The organism is Mycobacterium cajalii, from assembly GCF_045809005.2.
Taxonomy (GTDB): domain Bacteria; phylum Actinomycetota; class Actinomycetes; order Mycobacteriales; family Mycobacteriaceae; genus Mycobacterium.
On sequence record NZ_CM141436.1, the window covers coordinates 412,676 to 430,616 of the forward strand.

15 protein-coding genes are annotated in these 17,941 nt (G+C 69.2%); 10 read left to right on the plus strand and 5 right to left on the minus strand.

The features are described from left to right. Positions 1–116: 116 nt before the first annotated feature. A complete protein-coding gene (locus ACJ512_RS02020; protein WP_461480087.1) occupies positions 117–1,385 on the plus strand; it encodes an IS110 family RNA-guided transposase in 1,269 nt (422 codons plus the stop codon). A gap of 108 nt (positions 1,386–1,493) precedes the next feature. After that, the gene (locus tag ACJ512_RS02025) at positions 1,494–3,176 is read left to right on the plus strand and encodes a hypothetical protein (protein WP_407688422.1); all 1,683 of its coding nucleotides are present in this window, start codon (positions 1,494–1,496) and stop codon (positions 3,174–3,176) included. Between the two features lie 9 nt (positions 3,177–3,185). On the opposite strand, the gene ACJ512_RS02030 is transcribed toward ACJ512_RS02025, so the two are convergent. From ACJ512_RS02030 to ACJ512_RS02040, 3 genes are all read right to left on the minus strand, one after another. After that, on the minus strand, positions 3,186–3,611 hold the full coding sequence (locus ACJ512_RS02030) for a hypothetical protein (RefSeq protein WP_407688406.1): 426 nt from the start codon (positions 3,609–3,611) through the stop codon (positions 3,186–3,188). Between the two features lie 169 nt (positions 3,612–3,780). After that, a complete protein-coding gene (locus ACJ512_RS02035; protein ID WP_407688407.1) occupies positions 3,781–5,286 on the minus strand; it encodes a sugar transferase in 1,506 nt (501 codons plus the stop codon). 22 nt (positions 5,287–5,308) lie between these two features. Next, positions 5,309–6,481 carry a PPE family protein gene (locus ACJ512_RS02040; RefSeq protein WP_407688408.1) on the minus strand — a complete coding sequence of 391 codons (1,173 nt, stop codon included), beginning with the start codon at positions 6,479–6,481 and terminating at the stop codon, positions 5,309–5,311. A 992-nt stretch (positions 6,482–7,473) separates the two neighbouring features. Here ACJ512_RS02040 and ACJ512_RS02045 point away from each other — a divergent pair. Together ACJ512_RS02045 and ACJ512_RS02050 are read left to right on the plus strand one after the other, a co-directional pair. Next, on the plus strand, positions 7,474–8,667 hold the full coding sequence (locus tag ACJ512_RS02045) for a CoA transferase (protein ID WP_407688409.1): 1,194 nt from the start codon (positions 7,474–7,476) through the stop codon (positions 8,665–8,667). Beyond that, positions 8,661–9,974 (plus strand): amidohydrolase family protein, encoded by a 1,314-nt coding sequence (locus tag ACJ512_RS02050; protein ID WP_407688410.1) that lies wholly within the window; start codon positions 8,661–8,663, stop codon positions 9,972–9,974. Before ACJ512_RS02045 ends, ACJ512_RS02050 begins: the two co-directional genes overlap by 7 nt. Positions 9,975–9,981: 7 nt before the next feature. On the opposite strand, the gene ACJ512_RS02055 is transcribed toward ACJ512_RS02050, so the two are convergent. After that, positions 9,982–10,875, minus strand: coding sequence for an alpha/beta hydrolase (locus tag ACJ512_RS02055; protein ID WP_407688411.1), 894 nt, complete (start codon positions 10,873–10,875; stop codon positions 9,982–9,984). Positions 10,876–11,127: 252 nt separating this feature from the next. On the opposite strand from ACJ512_RS02055, the gene ACJ512_RS02060 reads away from it, so the two are divergent. The 6 genes from ACJ512_RS02060 (at position 11,128) to ACJ512_RS02085 (ending at position 17,266) form a co-directional block, all read left to right on the plus strand. After that, positions 11,128–11,790 (plus strand): class I SAM-dependent methyltransferase, encoded by a 663-nt coding sequence (locus ACJ512_RS02060; protein WP_407688412.1) that lies wholly within the window; start codon positions 11,128–11,130, stop codon positions 11,788–11,790. A gap of 84 nt (positions 11,791–11,874) precedes the next feature. Then, positions 11,875–13,056, plus strand: coding sequence for an alpha/beta hydrolase fold domain-containing protein (locus ACJ512_RS02065; RefSeq protein ID WP_407688413.1), 1,182 nt, complete (start codon positions 11,875–11,877; stop codon positions 13,054–13,056). Between the two features lie 42 nt (positions 13,057–13,098). After that, positions 13,099–14,508, plus strand: coding sequence for a WS/DGAT/MGAT family O-acyltransferase (locus tag ACJ512_RS02070; protein ID WP_407688414.1), 1,410 nt, complete (start codon positions 13,099–13,101; stop codon positions 14,506–14,508). 116 nt (positions 14,509–14,624) lie between these two features. Further along, positions 14,625–15,416: a crotonase/enoyl-CoA hydratase family protein gene (locus tag ACJ512_RS02075; RefSeq protein ID WP_407688415.1), complete on the plus strand. Its 792-nt coding sequence runs from the start codon at positions 14,625–14,627 to the stop codon at positions 15,414–15,416. 45 nt (positions 15,417–15,461) lie between these two features. Beyond that, positions 15,462–16,973, plus strand: a complete 1,512-nt coding sequence (locus ACJ512_RS02080; protein WP_407688416.1) for a class I adenylate-forming enzyme family protein — start codon at positions 15,462–15,464, stop codon at positions 16,971–16,973. Continuing rightward, positions 16,970–17,266: a hypothetical protein gene (locus ACJ512_RS02085; protein ID WP_407688417.1), complete on the plus strand. Its 297-nt coding sequence runs from the start codon at positions 16,970–16,972 to the stop codon at positions 17,264–17,266. Before ACJ512_RS02080 ends, ACJ512_RS02085 begins: the two co-directional genes overlap by 4 nt. Here the strand turns inward: ACJ512_RS02085 and ACJ512_RS02090 are convergent. Next, complete coding sequence (locus tag ACJ512_RS02090) at positions 17,263–17,841, minus strand: TetR/AcrR family transcriptional regulator (protein ID WP_407688423.1); 579 nt, start codon at positions 17,839–17,841, stop codon at positions 17,263–17,265. The two genes, ACJ512_RS02085 and ACJ512_RS02090, sit on opposite strands and share 4 nt — an antisense overlap. Positions 17,842–17,941 lie beyond the last annotated feature (100 nt).

Here is a 17,941-nt window from a genome sequence, read left to right on the forward strand (position 1 = left end):
CTTCATTGTTGCCGCTTGTTCGAGCACGAGGATTAGATTCTGTTGTTGGCCTTGCGATTCCACGGGCGACCACACCCTTAGATATAGATCGGTGTGGAGACGGGAGGTCAGTGGCGGTGTTGCAGGAGTCCCATGATGACGAACAGATCATCGCCAGGGTCGCGGCCCTGGATATCGGCAAGGCCGAACTGGTGTGCTGTGTGCGTGTTCCTGCGCCCGACAGCGCGCGCAAACGGTTGCAGGAGGTGTCGACGCAGTCGACGATGACCGGCTCGCTGATCGAGTTGGCCAACCGACTGGTCGAGTTACGGGTCGAGCGGGTGGTGATGGAAGCCACCTCGGATTACTGGAAACCGGTGTTCTACCTGCTGGAGGCCCACGGGCTGGATCCGTGGCTGGTCAACGCCCGCGATGTCAAACATCTCCCGGGCCGACCCAAGACCGATGTGCTGGATGCGGTGTGGTTGTGCAAGGTGGCCGAACGCCAGATGCTGCGGCCCAGCTTTGTGCCACCCCCACCGATCCGGCGGTTGCGGGATCTGACCCGCTACCGCATCGACCTGGTCGGGGTGCGCACCGCGGAGAAGAACCGGGTCGAAAAGCTGCTCGAGGACGCCTGCATCAAGCTCTCGGTGGTGGCCTCCGATATTTTCGGGGTGTCCGGGCGCGCGATGATGGCGGCGTTGATCTCCGGCGAACGCGACCCCAAGGTACTCGCGCAGATGGCGCGGTCTCGGATGCGGACCAAGATCGGCCGGCTCGAGGACGCGTTCAACGGCCACTTCGACGCCCATCACGGGTTCCTGCTGGCGCGGATGTTGGACCGCATCGACGGTATCGACGCCGACATCGCCGCCCTCGACGAACAAATCGAGGCCTATCTGGCCCCTTTCGCCGCGGCGGCGACACGCCTGGATGAAATCCCCGGCATCGGGCCCATCGCCGCCGCGATCATCCTCGCCGAAATCGGCACCGACATGTCGCGCTTCCCCACCGCCGGGCACCTGTGTTCATGGGCGAAGTTCTCACCGGGGATCAACTCCTCGGCAGGCAAAACCAAGGGCAACGGCTCGACCGGGCACGGTAATCGCTACCTGGCGCGGGTCCTGGGCGAGGCCGCCGTGGTGGCCGGGCGCACCGACACCTTCCTGGGCGAACGCTACCGGCGCATCGCCCGCCGACGAGGCAAGAAACGCGCCATCGTCGCCGTCGGCCGCTCCATCCTCGTCATCGTCTGGCACCTCCTGGCCGACCAGGACACCCACTTCACCGATCTCGGCGCCGATCACTTCACCAAACACACAAACCCAGAGGTCAAAAAACGCAACCACATCCGCCAACTCGAAGCACTCGGCTACACCGTCACCCTCACCCCCGCAGCCTGACCACACCCGTATCGAGTCAGCGCACCGCCATTTTCGGATTAGTGCGCACCGCACGCTGTGCGATACTGACTTGTGTTCTGTGCCGAGCGAACTATTTTCAGCGCAGTGATGGTCTCAACTTCGGCGAAACGTGCGGCGGTCGTTGCCGTGTGCGTGGCGCTGGTGCTGACCGGATGCGGTCATCGGGGTAACCACGGCCCGTTGACCGTGGTGCACAGCCCAGCCATACCGTTGGCCGTGCAGGAGGTACCCAATCCGCTGCGCGGCCAGTACGAAGACCTCCTGATGCCGCTGTTTCCGCAGGCCAATCCCACGCAGCGGCGGTATCCCGCGTGGCCCACCGCTCACGACGCAAGCTTGCGTGTCTGGTGGCGGCAGTTGCAGCCCACGGATCCGAGCACCCTGCCGCCGGACGCGCCCGACGACGTCAAGTTCGACTTCAGCGTGATCGATGACGCGCTGGCGAAGCTGTCCGACCGAAATATGCGGCTCACCCTTCGCGTGGTGGCCTACGCCTCCTGCTGCAACACCGTCTTTCCGAACAACACCAACATCGCGATTCCCGACTGGATGCGCTCGGCGGCCACCGACTATCCCGGGCCGCCGCGATGGTGGGCGCCGCGGGTGACGCAGGTGGTACCGAACTGGAATGACCCCAATTACCTCAACGCTTTCGGGCAGTTGCTCGCCGCGCTCGGTCGCCGCTACGACGCCGATGAGCGGCTCAGTGTTTTCGAGTTCTCCGGCTACGGGGATTTCAGCGAGAACCACATCTCGTATTTGCGCGACACGTTGGGGGCACCCGGTCCGGCGCCGGAGGACAGCGTCGCGAAGCTGGGATATTACAGTCAGTTTCGCGACCAGAACATCACCGCCGCCTCGATTCAGCAGCTGGTTGCCGCGAACGTGAACGCCTTCCCCCAGACACAATTGGTGACGACGGCGTTGAATCCGCAGATCGTGCGTGACTTGCTCTCGGACGACGTTACGCGGAAATTGTCGGCGCCGGTGGGCATCCGGGCGGATTGCCTAGGGGTCCAGGCGCCGTTGCCCGCTTGGGCCGAGGTGGAGGGTTCGCACTACGTGCAGTCGAAGGATCCGCTCGTGAGCGCGCTGAAAGAGCGGCTGACCGCGGCGCCGGTGATCACCGAATGGTGCCAGTTACCCAGCGGGACCGATCCGAAGTCCTACTACGAGAAAGGCCTGCACGACGTCATCAAGTACCACGTCTCGATGACCTCGAGCTACAACTTTCCGGCCGTGGATTCGACCACCGCGATGAACCCGGCGTTGTACCTGCTGTGGGCGCAGGCCAACGTCGCCGCCGGCTATCGATATTCGGTTGAGGCGCGGCCGGGATCGGAATCGGTCCGCGACGGGGTGGCGAAACTCGACGTCACCTGGACCAACTACGGTTCCGCAGCCGCAACCGAGACCTGGGTTCCCGGCTACCGCCTAGTCGACTTCTCGGGGGCGGAGGTCCGCACGTTGCCCGCCACCGTGGCGCTGAAGAGCCTGGTCGGCAAGCAATCCGGCGGCGGGTCCGGCAAGGACCCGGTCGCGACGTCGTCGACCGAGACCGTGGCCTTCAAGCTGGACGGCTTGGCGCCGGGGAGTTACACGCTGTGCGCCTCCGTGGATTGGCAACAGCACAAGCCGGACACGTCGCACGTGGTGAACTACCCGCCGATGAGTTTGGCGCGCGGCGGGCGCGACGGCTCCGGTCGTTATCCCCTCGCCACGCTCGACATATCGCGCGACGAGCTGACGTCGGCGCCCGGAAACCAATAGCGCGACGCGTCAACTGGCCCGCACGTCGCCAAGGTGGCCGGAACCGTCCCGTGCGTGGTGGACCGTCGGTGCGGCCCCGCCGATCCGGGGTTCCTGGTCCGCGGGATGGGCCACGGCTGAGGGGCAGTAGACATTGCGTGCCGCAACCTCTTCCACCCCGACCTGTAAGTCGAAAAAGTCCAGATGGCGTGCGGCGAGGAAGCTGCCTCCGGTCCGGATCCTTGCATCGATCGGAGCATCGCTCTCCACGGCGCAGACTTCATGCGCGTCGTTGACCAACGTCCGGTCGTCCGGCCACTTCCAATGCCCCTGTCCCCAACTCCTGCAATGAGTGGTGTCCAAGACCTCGTTGTGCACACAGGGTTTATGGATGACCGCCAGATAGTGCTTGTCCTGGTCCGTGAATGGCGATGTCCGGGTGCCGAGCTCGGTCATGGACCGTCCCGAGGACACGACGAACAGCACGAGCCCCGCCGCCAAGAACGCGCCCAAGACGATTGCGGCGTTGTGTTCCCAGTGGTTGCGCCGCGGCGGCCGCAGAGCCAGCGGCCGACCAGCCGCGGGGTATGTCCGCGGTGACGGGTCGTGCCGCTGGGAGGGCACCCTAATACGCTCCGCGGCTCGTCAAGACGGCTTTCACGGTTTTGGCGATGATCATGAGGTCGCCCGCCATCGACCAGTTGTCGACGTATGACAAATCAAGCCGGACCGATTCTTCCCAGGAGAGTTCCGAACGGCCGCTCACCTGCCATATTCCGGTGACACCGGGCTTCACCAGTAACCGCCGCATCACATGGCCGTTGTATTTATCGACCTCGCGCCGCAGCGGAGGCCGCGGTCCGACCACGCTCATATCCTGCTTGATCACGTTGATGAATTGCGGGAGCTCGTCGATGCTGAACCTGCGCAGTACCCTGCCGACTGGCGTGATCCGTGGATCTTGGCGCAATTTGAACAACACTCCGCCGGCGCCCTCGTTCAGCGATAACAGGCGGCCGATCTGCGCATCGGCTCCCACTGTCATCGTCCGCAGTTTGAACATCGTGAACGGCTCGCCGTTCATGCCAATGCGTTCCGAATGGTAGAAGACGGGTCCCTTGCTCGTGAGCTTGATTGCAATGGCGGCGACAATGAGCAGCGGCGACGTCATGATGAGAGCCGCCAGCGCGAAACCGAAGTCGAACGTGCGTTTTTGGAATCGCTGAGCGCCTTCGTACTGCGGCTTCTCGACATGCAGCAGCGGGAATCCGGCGATCGGCCGCAGCGTCAATCGCGCTTCCGCGACATCTACCACCCCCGGCGACATCATGACGTCGACGTCCATGGTCTCCAACTGCCACATCATGTGTCGGATCGCGCGGACGCCGAAATGCTCGGTCTGCGTGACCACCACGGCGTCCGCGCCGCAGTTGCCGATCGCGGCCGCCGCGTGGGATTCGTCGCCGAAAATGGGGATTTCGCTGCCTGCGACCGTCAGGCTTTCGCCACGCGGAGGGCCATATCCCGGTATGCAGGCACCGCAGACCACGTAGCCGTCCAGCGGATTACGGTGCAACTCGTCGGTGAGGCGGGTGAGTCCCTGCCGGTCTCCGATCGCCAGCACCGACGTCTGGCATTGCCCGTCCGCGCGCTTGCCGCGGATGTACCTGCGCCACGCTTTCCGGGTCGTCAGCAAGCCAAACGTACCGACGGGGAGCGCAACCGCCAGATAGCCGCGGGCCAAATCGATCTTGGCCAATAGCGTCACTATGGCGATGAAGCCGAATGTCCAAAACGATGCGCTGCAGATTCGGCGGTACTCGTCGATCCCGGCCCCGATAACCTGAGTTGACCTTGTGCGGAATATCGCCAGCGACGACAACCACAGCGCCGCGAAGATGAGGGAGAACAATGTCATGACCGGGCCCGGGTAACCCGACATGTTCGGTGCATCCCCGAAACGCACGTACTGGGCCAGCATCACCGACGCGCAGACGATCAGTGAGTCGCTGATCCGTAAGTGGTGCGAATAGCGGTCCTGCCAGCGCCCCGAGCCTTGGGGCGCGGTCCTGACCACCGGATCGGAGATTCGCGATGCGCCGATTGCTCGTTGGTGAAGCGATGACGTCATGCCGATGTGCTTTCGTCCGGCCCTATGCGTATCCGCCGGACGGCGGGCGCGTCATCACCGTGGGGATGATCCCGTACCGGGGCCCCAGAGACCTGCCGGCACCAGCCAGCGCGGCCCGCGGCGCGGCGCTCAAGAGGCTTGGCGGCGCGTTCAGTCCATTAATGCCGGCGTTGGGCAATGCCGTGACGGCGCTCACCTGCGCTGCGGGAATTACGCTGGTCCAGCTCGCGGGCACCGACAGCGGGCCCAAGGAGGCCGCGTTGCCGAGGCTGGCCGCCACACCGGATCCGAGCGCAGCGGCTCCCGAGGTGGCCGCGTTCGCCGCCTGGGAGGCGGCGCTGGCCGCACCCGCCGCCGCAGCGCTCATCAAACCATTGGTGGTCTGGGCGATCGAAAGTATCGCGGACATGCCGTAAAGGGGGGTCACCGCCGCGTTGATGTAGTTGGGAAGTGCGTAGGCGGGAACGACCGCGAACTCGCTGGGCACCGACGCCATCAAGTTGGTGAGCGTCGAGGCGGGCGATGAGGCAAAGCTCGAGACCGGTGATACGAGCGACTGCAGCGTGGCGGGAATCGAGGAGATCGCGCCGGCTAGCGACAGTTGCTGCGCGGGCGTCACAGCGGCGGCATTGGCAACCGCGGTGGCCTGGCTGGTCACCCCCGCCGGGTTGACCACCTCCGGCGGCGAGACGAGAGGTGTCAGTGTGCACGCCACGGCGGAATGGGCGGCGTACTCGTACATCGCGATGGCGTCCCGCGCCCACATTTCACCATATTCGGCTTCGGTGGCCGCGATCGCCGGCGAATTCTGGCCGAAAAAATTGGTGGCGACCAGCGCCGCGAGTCGAGCCCGGTTTGCGAAGACCGCCGGGGGCGGCACTGTCATCGCGAAGGCGGCCTCATAGGCCTCCACGGCAAGCCTGGCCTGACTGGCCGTCTCCGCGGCCCGCGCGGCAACTCCGGCCGTCCATGCCATAAACGGCGCGAACGCGGACGCCATGGACAACGACGCGGGACCCATCCACCGTCCCGCGGTCAATCCCGAGATGACCGATCGGTAGTAACCCGTAGCGGCGTGGGATTCGGTCGCCAAACCTTCCCACATCGCCGCGGCGGCCGACAGCGACCCCGGGCCAGGACCGGAGTACATTCTCGCGGAGTTGATCTCCGGCGGCAGAGCACCAAAATCAGTCACGTGGATGCCAGCCCGGCGCCCGACCTGGGGTGATGTCTTTGAATCGCGCGGGCCCGCGAAAGCGCAACGCCGTTGACAACCGGGACACCCGAATGGATGTCGGCCGGCTCACCGACCGACGCCGTCTTCAGCGCCGCGATCAGGAATGACATCAGGACCCGCCCAAACTAGCTAACAACCACGACTCTTGACCCTCAAGGTCGTGCACGGCTCCCCCTGATCGCCGACGAGTCGGCAGTACCGAACTGTAGACGATCTTCGCTCGGTGACAAATCAAATTCTTGGAAATGTGACCAAGATAATGAAAAAAGTCTCACTAAGGGGGGCGGACGATTACCTGAGGGGGTTACGGGATCGCTTGTCCAGACCCAATGCGACATGGGTAACACTGTTTGATGGTTGCAGGTACGGTAACTACCGCCGGTTGCCCGCCCGGATGGGGAACTCCGTCCCGGGCCACGGAACGCCGCGCCGGCCGGCTCCTCGGGCCCGGTTCGGTCCGCCCCGGCTGTGCATGCGAGCACCGGGGCGTCGCTGCGGCGCGCCAGCTGCTGAGGACGGATCATACCCGGCGTTCGCGCAGATGACCTGGCGTAACCGGTTGCGCCACGCCGCCGAGTTTCGGCGCCTGGGACCCGAGTGCGCGCGGACGTGACACGGCAAGGCCGACGGATGTCTTGTCGCCGCCGGGCGTCGGCGCGTCGAGGGATCGGTGCGGCCGCTTCCGCGTCGGGGATCTTCTGGCCGGAGCTCATGTCGGCGAAGCCCGGGGCCCTGGCCGACGGCCCCGTGGCGCCGCGATTTCGCCGCAGGGGACCCGAAGCCGGCCCCACCTGGGCGCCCTGGCTGAGGGGAAGTGGCCTGAGGGGAAGAACGCCGAGCCTTCGGGCCCGGAGATGCATACCGAATAGTAATATTTTTACTAGAAACCATCCTATTGGTCTTTCTGCGGCGGGCGCCCTGCCGGCCCACCATGCGCGCACCATGGTGGGGTGAGTCCGACGCCGTCGCCGTGGTCCAGCCGGTGGGGGAGCAGCGGGCTGGCCTACCTGACCGGGTGGCCCGATGGGCCCCCCGACTTCTCCCGGGCGAACGTGCTGGGCCGCGCCGACGCGGTCGCCGCCGCCTTCGGCGACCGCACGGGTGTGGCCGTCGACGCGGCCGGGCTGCTGGCCGGGCGGGCGGCGTTGCTCGGGCTGCACCGTGGCGGCCGGGTGTCGGCCGGCGGTGCCACCCGGTTGCTGGCGGCCCGGGACGGGTGGTGCGCGATCACGCTGTCGCGGCCCGAGGACGTCGCGGCCGTGCCGGCGCTGGTGCAGGCCGACGAGGTGCCGGACGGACCGTGGTCGGCGCTGCACACCTGGGTCGCGACGCACCCGGTGCCGGAGGTCATCGAGCGGACGGCGCTGCTCGACATCCCGGCGGCCGGTCTGGGCGAGGCCGCCGCCACGCCGCCGCGGCGGGGGGCGCTGGGCCCGTGCGCCCCGGGGCGGCAGTGGGCCGGCCTGCTGGTGGCCGACCTGTCGTCGATGTGGGCCGGGCCGCTGTGCGGGCAGCTGCTGGCGCGTGCCGGAGCCACCGTCGTCAAAGTCGAAAGCCCGCGCCGCCCGGACGGCACCCGAAACGGCAACCGCGCCTTCTTCGACTGGGTCAACGCCGGAAAGCTCTCGTGCAGTGTCGATTTCGACGAGCAGGCCGACGAGCTGCGTGAACTGCTCGCGGTCGCCGACGTCGTGATCGAGGGCTCGCGTCCGGCCGCGCTGGCCCGGCGCGGTCTCGGGCCGCAGTGCCTCGCGCCGAGACCCGGCCGAATCTGGTTGCGCATCAGCGGATATGAAGACCACAGGCCGGCGTTCGGCGATGACGCCGCGGTGGCCGGGGGACTGGTCGGCACCAGCCCGGAGGGGCCGGTGTTCTGCGGCGACGCCATCGCCGATCCGCTGACCGGGCTGGAAGCCGCCGCGGCACTGGCCGACTCGCTCGACCGTGGTGGCGGCGAACTGATCGAGGTGTCGATGGCGGGCGTCGCCGCGACCTATGCCGCGCTGCCGGCGGAGCCGTCGGCGTCGCGTGCCGCGGCGCCGCCACCGCGGCCGCCGGCCGCGGTGGCACCCGCGGCAGAGCTCGGCGCCGACAACGGCGCCGTACGCCGCCTGGTGGCCGAAAGGCGTTGCCCGTCATGCTGATCAAGCAGGCGACATTGCTCGACGGCCGTACCGTCGACGTCCGGGTGAACGCCCGGATCGAGGAGGTGGCCACGCTCTCCGACGGCCTGCAAGCCGGGCGCGGGGAGGGGGTCCTCTACGCCAACGGAGGCACGGTCCTGCCCGGGCTCCACGACCACCACGTGCACGTCCGCTCGGCCGCTGCCGCGCTGGACTCCTTCGTCGTCGGGCCGCCCGGCGTCAGCACCGAGGCCGAGCTCAGGCAACTGCTCTCGAATGCCACCCCGGGTCCCGACGGATGGATTCGCGCCATCGGATACCACGAATCGGTCGCCGGGGAGTTGGACCGCAGCTTCCTGGACGCCGTGGTGCCCACGATCCCGGTGCGCATCCAGCACCGCAGCGGCGCGCTGTGGATCCTCAACTCCGAGGCCCTGGGCCGGGTCGGGCTGGCCGAGCATCCCGACGGGCGCCTGCGCAGCGCCGACCGCGGCTGGTCGGAGGCCGTGCTGCGCCGCGAAAGCGACCTGGCCGAGCTCAGCCGCCGCATCACCGCCTACGGCGTCACCGGCGTCACCGACGCCACTCCCGACCTCGATCCGGCCGAGATGGAGTCGCTGTCGGCGGCGCACGGCCGCGGCGAGTTCCGGCCGCGGCTGCGCTTCCTGTCACCGGGCAAGCGGATCCTGGCGGAGGATCGCCTCGACCTCGACGAGCTCGCCCGCTGGATCGGCGAACGCCACGCCGCCGGCGGGCCGGTCGCCGTCCACTGCGTCACCGCCGCCCAGCTGGTGGTGACGATCGCGGCCCTGCGCGCCGCCGGGAGCCATCCGCTGGACCGGATCGAGCATGCCGCCATGGTGCCCGACGACACCCTGGCCGACCTCGCCGATCTCGGGGTCACGGTGGTGACGCAGCCCAACTTCGTCGCCGAACGCGGCGACCAGTACCTCGCCGACGTCCCCGCCGCCGAGCACGGGCAGCTGTGGCGCGTCGCCTCGTTACTGGACGCGAGGGTGCCCGTGGCGCTGTCCACCGACATGCCCTTCGGCCACGGCGACCCGTGGACCGCGATGCGCGCCGCGGTGTACCGCACCGCGCCGAGCGGCGCCGTCCTCAACGCCGGCGAGAGCGTGTCGGCGCGCCGGGCCGTGACGATGTTCCTGGGCCGGCCGGACCGGCCGGGCCGGCCGCGGAGCATCGAAACCGGGCAGCCGGGCGACCTCTGCGTGCTCAGCGAGCCGCCGGCCACGGTGCTGGCCGAGCTGGACGCCGGCATGGTCGCGGCCACCGTCATCGGCGGCGAGCTGGTCTACTTCGCGATGTGAGCCGCGGTCAGGCCGCCGCGGTCAGCGCCGCGCGCAAGCTGTCGCACTGGCTGTCGAAGAAGCGTTGCGACACAGCGGCTTTGGGCGCCCACATGTCGAAGCCGTGGAACGCTCCGGGGATGACCTCGAGCTGGCACGCCACCCCGGCCGCCCGAAGCCGCTCGGCGTACGCGAGGTCTTCGTCATGGAACAGGTCGTGGGTGCCCACCCCGATCCATGCCGGCGGCAGACCGTGCAGGTCGGTGCGCCGGGCCGGGACGGCGACCTGCGGGTCGGCGCCGCCCAGATACGCCGCCCACCCGAACCGGTTGCTGCGCGCGCTCCACAGCCGGTGGTTCGGGTGATCCCCGGACGCCGAACTGCGGTCGTCGAGCATGGGATAGGCCAGCAGCTGGAACAGGGGGGTGACCTCGGCGCGGTCCCGGGCCAGCAGCGCCAGCGCCGCCGCCAGTCCGCCGCCGGCGCTGGCGCCGCCGATCGCGACCCGCCCCGCATCCACCGATCCCAGCCCCGCCAGCCAGGTCAGCCCCGCATAGCAGTCCTCCAGCGGCGCCGGATACGGATGTTCGGGCGCCAGACGGTATTCCACCGACGCGACGGTGATACCCAGGCGGGTGCTGAACCGCCAGCACACCGGGTCGTCCTGTTCGGCGCTGCCGATCACGTAGCCGCCCCCGTGGATCCACAGCAACGCGGGCGTCGGCCCGGTCACGCCGACGGGCCGGAACACCCGCACACCGTTGCCCGGACCCAACTCGATCACCTCGACGTCGTCGGCGCCGCCGCGTCCGCGCAGCCTCGTCGCCGCCCGCATGATCCGCAGCGTCCGCGGACCGATCATGTGCCGCGGCGCGAGGCGGGCGGCTCTACGCAAGTCGGGGTGAACGTCGCTGTTCGGCATGGGTCGAGTATTGCGCACGCAGCGGTTCGTGCGCGCCGGCGGAGCCGGTGACCCGCACGCCGAACCACCGCGCGCCGCCGGCGCGCGGCTGTGGCAGGCTCTGGGTTAGCCGAGCAAAGATCGGGGTATCGGTGGGAGTGCCGGTGGCGCGGTGCAGGCCGGCGCACCGGCGATGCGGGTTGGCCACGACCCCTCCCCGACGGGCGCCCCACGCGCCCGGGCCGGCGGGCCGGGCAGGAGCGAGGGACAGAATTGCTGGGGCATCTCTACGATCGGGCGCTGGGCGGTGAACGATGCTGGATCCGCCACGAGGACGGAGAGGTTCGGCTGCTGCCGGTTCACCGGTGGCTGGGTGTGCGGTCCCCGCCGGGCGAAGCGGCCGCCCCCGACGAGGCCCCCGACGAGGACTTCGACGAGGCGGTCACCCAGCTGTGCAACGGGCCGACGATCGAACTCGGTTGCGGGCCAGGGCGATTGGTGGCACGGCTGATTCAGCGGGGGGTGCCCGCGCTGGGTATCGACCGATCCGCGACCGCGATCCGACTGGCCGGCCGCGGCGGTGCGCCGGCCCTGCTGGGCGATGTCTTCGCGCCGCTGCCCGGAACGGGGCAATGGCAGACGGTCCTGCTCGTCGACGGCAACATCGGCCTCGGCGGGGACCCGCTGCGCATCCTGGGCCGCGCCGCGGAGTTGCTGTGCCGCGGCGGACGCTGCGTCGCCGAGTTCGACGCCGAGGCCATCGGCATCCGGGTGCGCTGGGTGCGCCTGGAGTCCGACGGCGACATCGGGCCCTGGTTCCGCTGGGCGTCCGTCGGTGTCGACAGCGCTGACACGCTGGCCGCGCAGGTGGGGCTGACGCTGACCGACGTCCGCCTGGTGGGCGCGCGGGTGATCGCGAGCCTCGCGGCCCTCTAGGCGGTGCGGACGCGTTCGACGCAAACGTCAGTTTCCGTGCAGCGCGCGGGGGTACCCTCGCGGAATGACGGCGAGGTACCGGGCATGACATCGTGCGTGAAATGGTTGCTACGGGCCCGCCCCGGCGATTACGCGCTGGCCCTCAGCGTTGCGGGGGCGTCACTGCCGGTGGTCGGCAAGCATCTGGAGCCGCTGGGCGGTGTCACCGCGATGGGCGTCTGGGGGGTGCGGCAGGCGCCGGAAGCTTTGGCCTCGTTGACCAAAGACCTGCTGACGCCCGGCATCCAGGACGCGCGCCGGCGCGACCGGCAGAGCACCCGTGACGTCTCCGTCGCGGCGCTGCGCGAAGTCGTGCCGACAGCCGATCTCGACGCCGAATGGCCCACCGCGGACCGCACCCCGCCGATCTGGGACGCGCTGCGCCGCCGTCACCTCTACCGCCGCGCGGTCCACTACGGCGACCACCCCGCGCAGGTGCTCGACGTCTGGCGGCGCAAGGACCTGCCGGCGCAGCCCGCGCCCGTCCTGGTGTTCCTCCCGGGCGGCGCCTGGGTGCACGGCAGGTGCGTGGGCCAGGGGTCCGCCCTGATGTCACGGCTGGCCGAGCAGGGCTGGGTGTGCCTGGCGGTCGACTATCGCGTCGCGCCGCACCACCGGTGGCCGCGCCACATCGTCGACGCCAAGACCGCCATCGCCTGGGCGCGGGCCAACGTCGACAAGTTCGGCGGGGACCGCGATTTCGTTGCGGTGGCGGGATGTTCGGCCGGCGGGCACCTGGCGGCGCTGGCCGGACTGACCCCCGGCGACCCCGCGCACCGGGAGAGGCTGCCGGAGGGGGCCGACACCTCCGTGGACGCGGTGGTCGGGATCTACGGCCGCTACGACTGGGAGGACCGCTCCACTCCCGAGCGCGCCCGCTTCGTCGACTTCCTGGAACGTGTTGTGGTCAAACGCTCGATCGCGCGTCACCCGGAGTTGTTCCGCGACGCGTCGCCCATCGCGCGGGTCCATCGCAATGCCCCGCCGTTTTTGGTGATTCACGGCAGCAAGGACTCCGTGATCCCCGTGGCGCAGGCCCGCAGCTTCGTCGAACGGCTGCGCGCGGCGTCGCATTCAAAGGTCGGCTACGTCGAATTGCCCGGCGCCGGCCACGGTTTTGACCTCGTCGACGGCGAGCGGGCGGGCGAGATGGCGCACGCGACGGCGCTGTTCCTCAACCAGGTCCACCGCACCAAGGCACGGATCGGCGCAAAAGAGGTCATCTGAGGCCACCGCTGAGTATCGTCGCCGTATGGGCAAGGGGCAGCGGTGAAACGGCTCAGCGGCTGGGACGCGGTCCTGCTGTACAGCGAGACGCCGAACGTGCACATGCACACGATCAAGGTCGCCGTCATCGAATTGAGCGAGGACAGACGCGACTTCGGCATCGAGGGCTTCCGCCAGGTCATCGGCGGCCGGCTGAACAAGCTCGAGCCGTTCTGCTATCAGCTCGTCGAGATCCCGCTCAAGTTCCACCACCCGATGTGGCGCGAGCACTGCGAGGTCGACCTCGACTACCACATCCGCCCGTGGCGGCTGCCGGCTCCCGGCGGTCGCCGCGAGCTCGACGAGGCGATCGGACGCATCGCCAGCACCCCGCTGGACCGCGACCGGCCGCTGTGGGAGATGTACTTCGTCGAGGGGCTGGCCGACAGCCGGATCGCGGTGGTCGGCAAGATCCACCACGCGCTGGCCGACGGCGTCGCCTCGGCCAACCTGATGGCCCGCGGCATGGACCTGCAGCCCGGCCCCGAAGGGGGCCCCTACGTGCCGGACCCGGCGCCCACGACGGGCCGGCTGGTGGGTTCGGCGTTCGCCGACCACCTGCGCCACATAAGCCGGATCCCCCACACGATCCGCTACACCGCCGACGGCCTGGCCCGGGTGCGCCGCAGCTCGCGCAAGCTGTCCCCGGAGCTGACCCGGCCGTTCGAGCCGCCGCCGACCTTCATGAACCACAAGATCACTCCGGAGCGGCGATTCGCCACCGCCACGCTGGCCCTGGCCGACGTCAAGGAGACCGGCAAGCGCCTCGGGGCGACGATCAACGACATGGTGCTCGCGATGTCGGCCGGAGCGCTGCGCACGCTGCTGCTGCGCTACGACGGCAAAGCCGAGCCGCTGCTGGCGTCGGTGCCGATGAGTTTCGATTTCTCTCCCGAGCGAATCTCCGGAAATCGCTTCACCGGCGTGCTGGTGGGCCTCCCGACGAATTCCGACGACCCGCTGGAGCGGGTGCGGTGCAGCCACGAGAACGCCATCTTGGCAAAGGAGGGCAACCAGCTCATGGGCCCCGAGTTGGTCAGCCGATGGGCCGCCTACATGCCGCCGGCGCCCACGGAGTCCTTCTTCCGGTGGGCGTCCGGCCGGGAGGGGCACAACAAGGTGCTCAACCTGAACATCTCCAACGTTCCCGGTCCCCGCGAGCGCGGCCGGGTGGGCGGGGCGGTGGTCACCGAGATCTATTCGGTGGGCCCGTTGACCGCCGGCAGCGGGCTGAACATCACGGTGTGGAGTTACGTCGACCAGCTCAACATCTCGGTGCTGTCCGACGGCGCCACCCTCGAGGATCCCCACGAGGTGACCGAGGCCATGGTCGCCGACTTCATCCAGATCCGCTGCGCCGCAGGGCTGTCCAAGGATTTGACGGTCGTCGACACGGTGATGGCTCCCGCCTGAACGCGGCCCGCGCCGCGGAGGGTAATCGGACTCTCGACTGCCGCTAACGCCATTTCCGGCGACCGCTACCATCAGTCGGTAACAGCCACTGACTTGGTAAGGAGCTGCGGCGCACCGTGAGCACAGGGAACGAACAGGCCGGCACCGGGGAACCCGAGGTCCTGGTCGAGCAGCGGGACCGGATCCTCATCATCACGATCAACCGCCCCAAGGCCAAGAACGCGGTCAACGCCGCGGTCGCCCGGGGCCTGGCCGACGCCATGGACCGGCTCGACGCCGACGCCGGCCTGTCGGTGGGGATCATCACCGGCGCGGGCGGATCGTTCTGCGCCGGTATGGATCTCAAGGCTTTCGCCCGCGGTGAGCTGCCCGTCGTCGAAGGCCGTGGCATGGGGTTCACCGAGCGTCCGCCGGACAAGCCGCTGATCGCCGCGGTGGAGGGATACGCCCTGGCCGGGGGCACCGAGCTGGCGCTGGCCACCGACCTGATCGTGGCGTCGAGGGACTCGGCGTTCGGGATCCCCGAGGTCAAGCGCGGTCTGGTCGCCGGCGGCGGGGGGTTGCTGCGGCTGCCCGAGCGCATCCCGTACGCGGTCGCGATGGAATTGGCGCTGACCGGGGACAACCTGTCGGCCGAGCGCGCCCACGAACTCGGGCTCGTCAACGCGCTGGCCGAGCCGGGCGGGGCGCTGGACGGAGCGATCGCGCTGGCCGAGCGGATCGCCGCCAACGGGCCGCTCGCGGTCGCGGCCACCAAGCGGATCATCGTCGAGTCCCGCGGCTGGAGCCGGGACACCATGTTCGCCGAACAGATGAAGATCCTGGGCCCGGTGTTCGCGTCCGACGACGCCAAGGAGGGCGCCATCGCGTTCGCCGAGAAGCGTGCGCCGCGCTGGACGGGTTCCTGAGCCCCGCTACACTATGTTCGTAGAGTCCACTTCGGGGGTTCAGGGATGAGCGTTTCGTTGCTGCTCGAGATGGCCGCGTCGGGTAACCCCGATCGCACGGCGGTCGTCTGTGACGACGTGCGCTTGAGCACGCAGCAGCTCAGCGATCTCGCCGACGGCGGCGCGGGCGTGATCGCGGCCTCGGGCGCCGGGCATGTGGCGTACGTCGGCACCGGCGGCGACATGCTGCCCGTGCTGATCTTCGCGGCCGCCCGCGCCGGGGTGGCGTTCACCCCGATCAACTACCGGCTGTCGGCCGAGGGCATCCAGACCCTGATCCGGCGACTGCCCGAACCGCTGGTGATCGTCGACGCCCGCTACCGCGACGCGGTCGGGGACGCCTCGCCGCGGGTGATGCTCTCCGACGACTTCCTGACCGCCGCGCGCGAGTGCGAGCCGGGCCCCGACGTCCCTGCGTTCGCCGACCCGGATTCGGTCGCGATCGTGCTGTTCACCTCGGGCACCACGTCGCAACCCAAGGCCGTCGAGCTCACGCACAACAACCTCACCAGCTACGTGACCGGCAGCGTCGAATTCGCCTCGGCCGCCGACACCGACGCGGCGCTGATCTGTGTGCCGCCCTACCACATCGCCGGCGTGAGCGCCGCGCTGTCGAACCTGTACGCCGGGCGAAAGATGGTGTACCTGCCCAACTTCGACGCGCGCGAGTGGGTCCGGCTGGTCAACGCCGAGCGGGTGACCACGGCGACGGTGGTGCCCACGATGCTGGACCGCATCGTCACCGCGCTGGAGGCCGACGGCGCAGCCTCCCGCGAGCTGCCGTCGCTGCGCAACCTGGCCTACGGCGGCTCCAAGGTCGGGCTGCCGCTGGTGCGCCGGGCGCTGGAACTGCTGCCGGGGGTGGGTTTCGTCAACGCCTACGGTCTGACCGAGACCAGCTCGACGATCGCGGTGCTGACCCCCGACGACCACCGCGCGGCGCAGGCCGCGTCCGACGCCGCCGGCGCCCGGCGGCTGGGCTCGGTCGGGCGGCCCCTGCCCGGCGTGGAGGTGCAGATCCGCGACGAGAACGGCACGCTGCTCGGGCCGGGGCAGACCGGGGAGTTGTTCGTGCGCGGCGAGCAGGTCTCGGGACGCTACACCGGGATCGGTTCCGTGCTGGACGAGGACGGCTGGTTCCCGACGAAGGACATCGCCATGCTCGACGAGGACGGCTACCTGTTCATCGGCGGGCGCAGCGACGACACCATCATCCGCGGCGGGGAGAACATCGCCCCGGCCGAGCTGGAGGAGGTGCTCGTCGAGCATCCGCACGTGCGCGACGTCGCCGTGGTCGGGGTGGAGGACGCGCAGTGGGGCCAGGCGATCGTCGCGGTGGTGGTGCCGGCCCCGGGGTGCGAGCCCGACCCGGAGGAACTGCGTGAGTTCGTCCGCGAAAACCTGCGCGGGTCACGCACCCCGGACCGGGTCGTGTTCCGCGACGAACTGCCGACCACCCCCACCGGCAAGGTGCTGCGCCGGGAGATCATCGAGAAGTTGGAGGGACTGCACGCATGATCAAGAACGGAACCCGTCTGGCCAGCCAGGTGTGCGACACCCAGGTCATCGTGGTCAGGAGCGCCGACAGCCTCGACGACCTGCGGTGCGGCGGTGCGCCGATGGTGGCCGTCGGCGCCGAGCGGTCGGGCGAGCTCGACCCGGCGTTCGCCGGGGGCAGCGTGATGGGCAAGCGCTACGTCGACGACGACGGCGCCGAGGTGCTGGTGACCAAGCCCGGCGCCGGGAGCCTGAGCATCGGCGCGACGCCGCTGCAGCTCAAAGAGGTCAAGCCGCTACCGGCCAGCGACTAGCTCTCCCGCTTGTCGGGCAGGCCGTTGCGGATAACGAATTCCTTTGCCTTGATGAGGAATTCGATCTGATCGCCGACGTGGTGGAGCGGGTCGATGCTGCGCGTCGAGCGGGACAGCAGGATCGCGCCCTCCAGCGCGGCGATCGACGTCACTGCCAGTGACGCCGCGTCGCCCTCGTCGAAGCCGTCGGCGACGAACGCCCGCGTCATCGCCGCGCACCAGCGGCCGAGGATGGCACCGGCCTCCGTCGACAGCGCGCGCTCGTCGTCGGTGGACCCGATCGCGGCCGCCACCACCGGGCAGCCGGCGCCGAAGTCACCCTCGATCAGCAGGCGCTCCCAGAACTCGACGAACTCGCGCAGCAGCGCTCGCGCGCCCCAGCCCGCGGCGTCGTCGATCATCGCGGTGATGGAGTCGCCGGAGTACCGCAGCGCCTCGCTGAGGATCTGGTTGCGCCCGTCGGGGAAGTGGTAGTACACCGAGCCGCGCGGCGCGCCGCTGCGGGCGAGCACCTCGTCGATGGTCACGCCGGCCGCCCCGCGTTCGCGCATCACCTCGGCTGCGCTGATCAGCATGTTCGTGCGCGTGTCGCACCGCTTGGCGGTGGGACGCTCGGGAGCCTTGTCGGTGGTCGTCGGCCTGTTAGTCGGCACGGTCGTACCTCCCGTGGCTGGG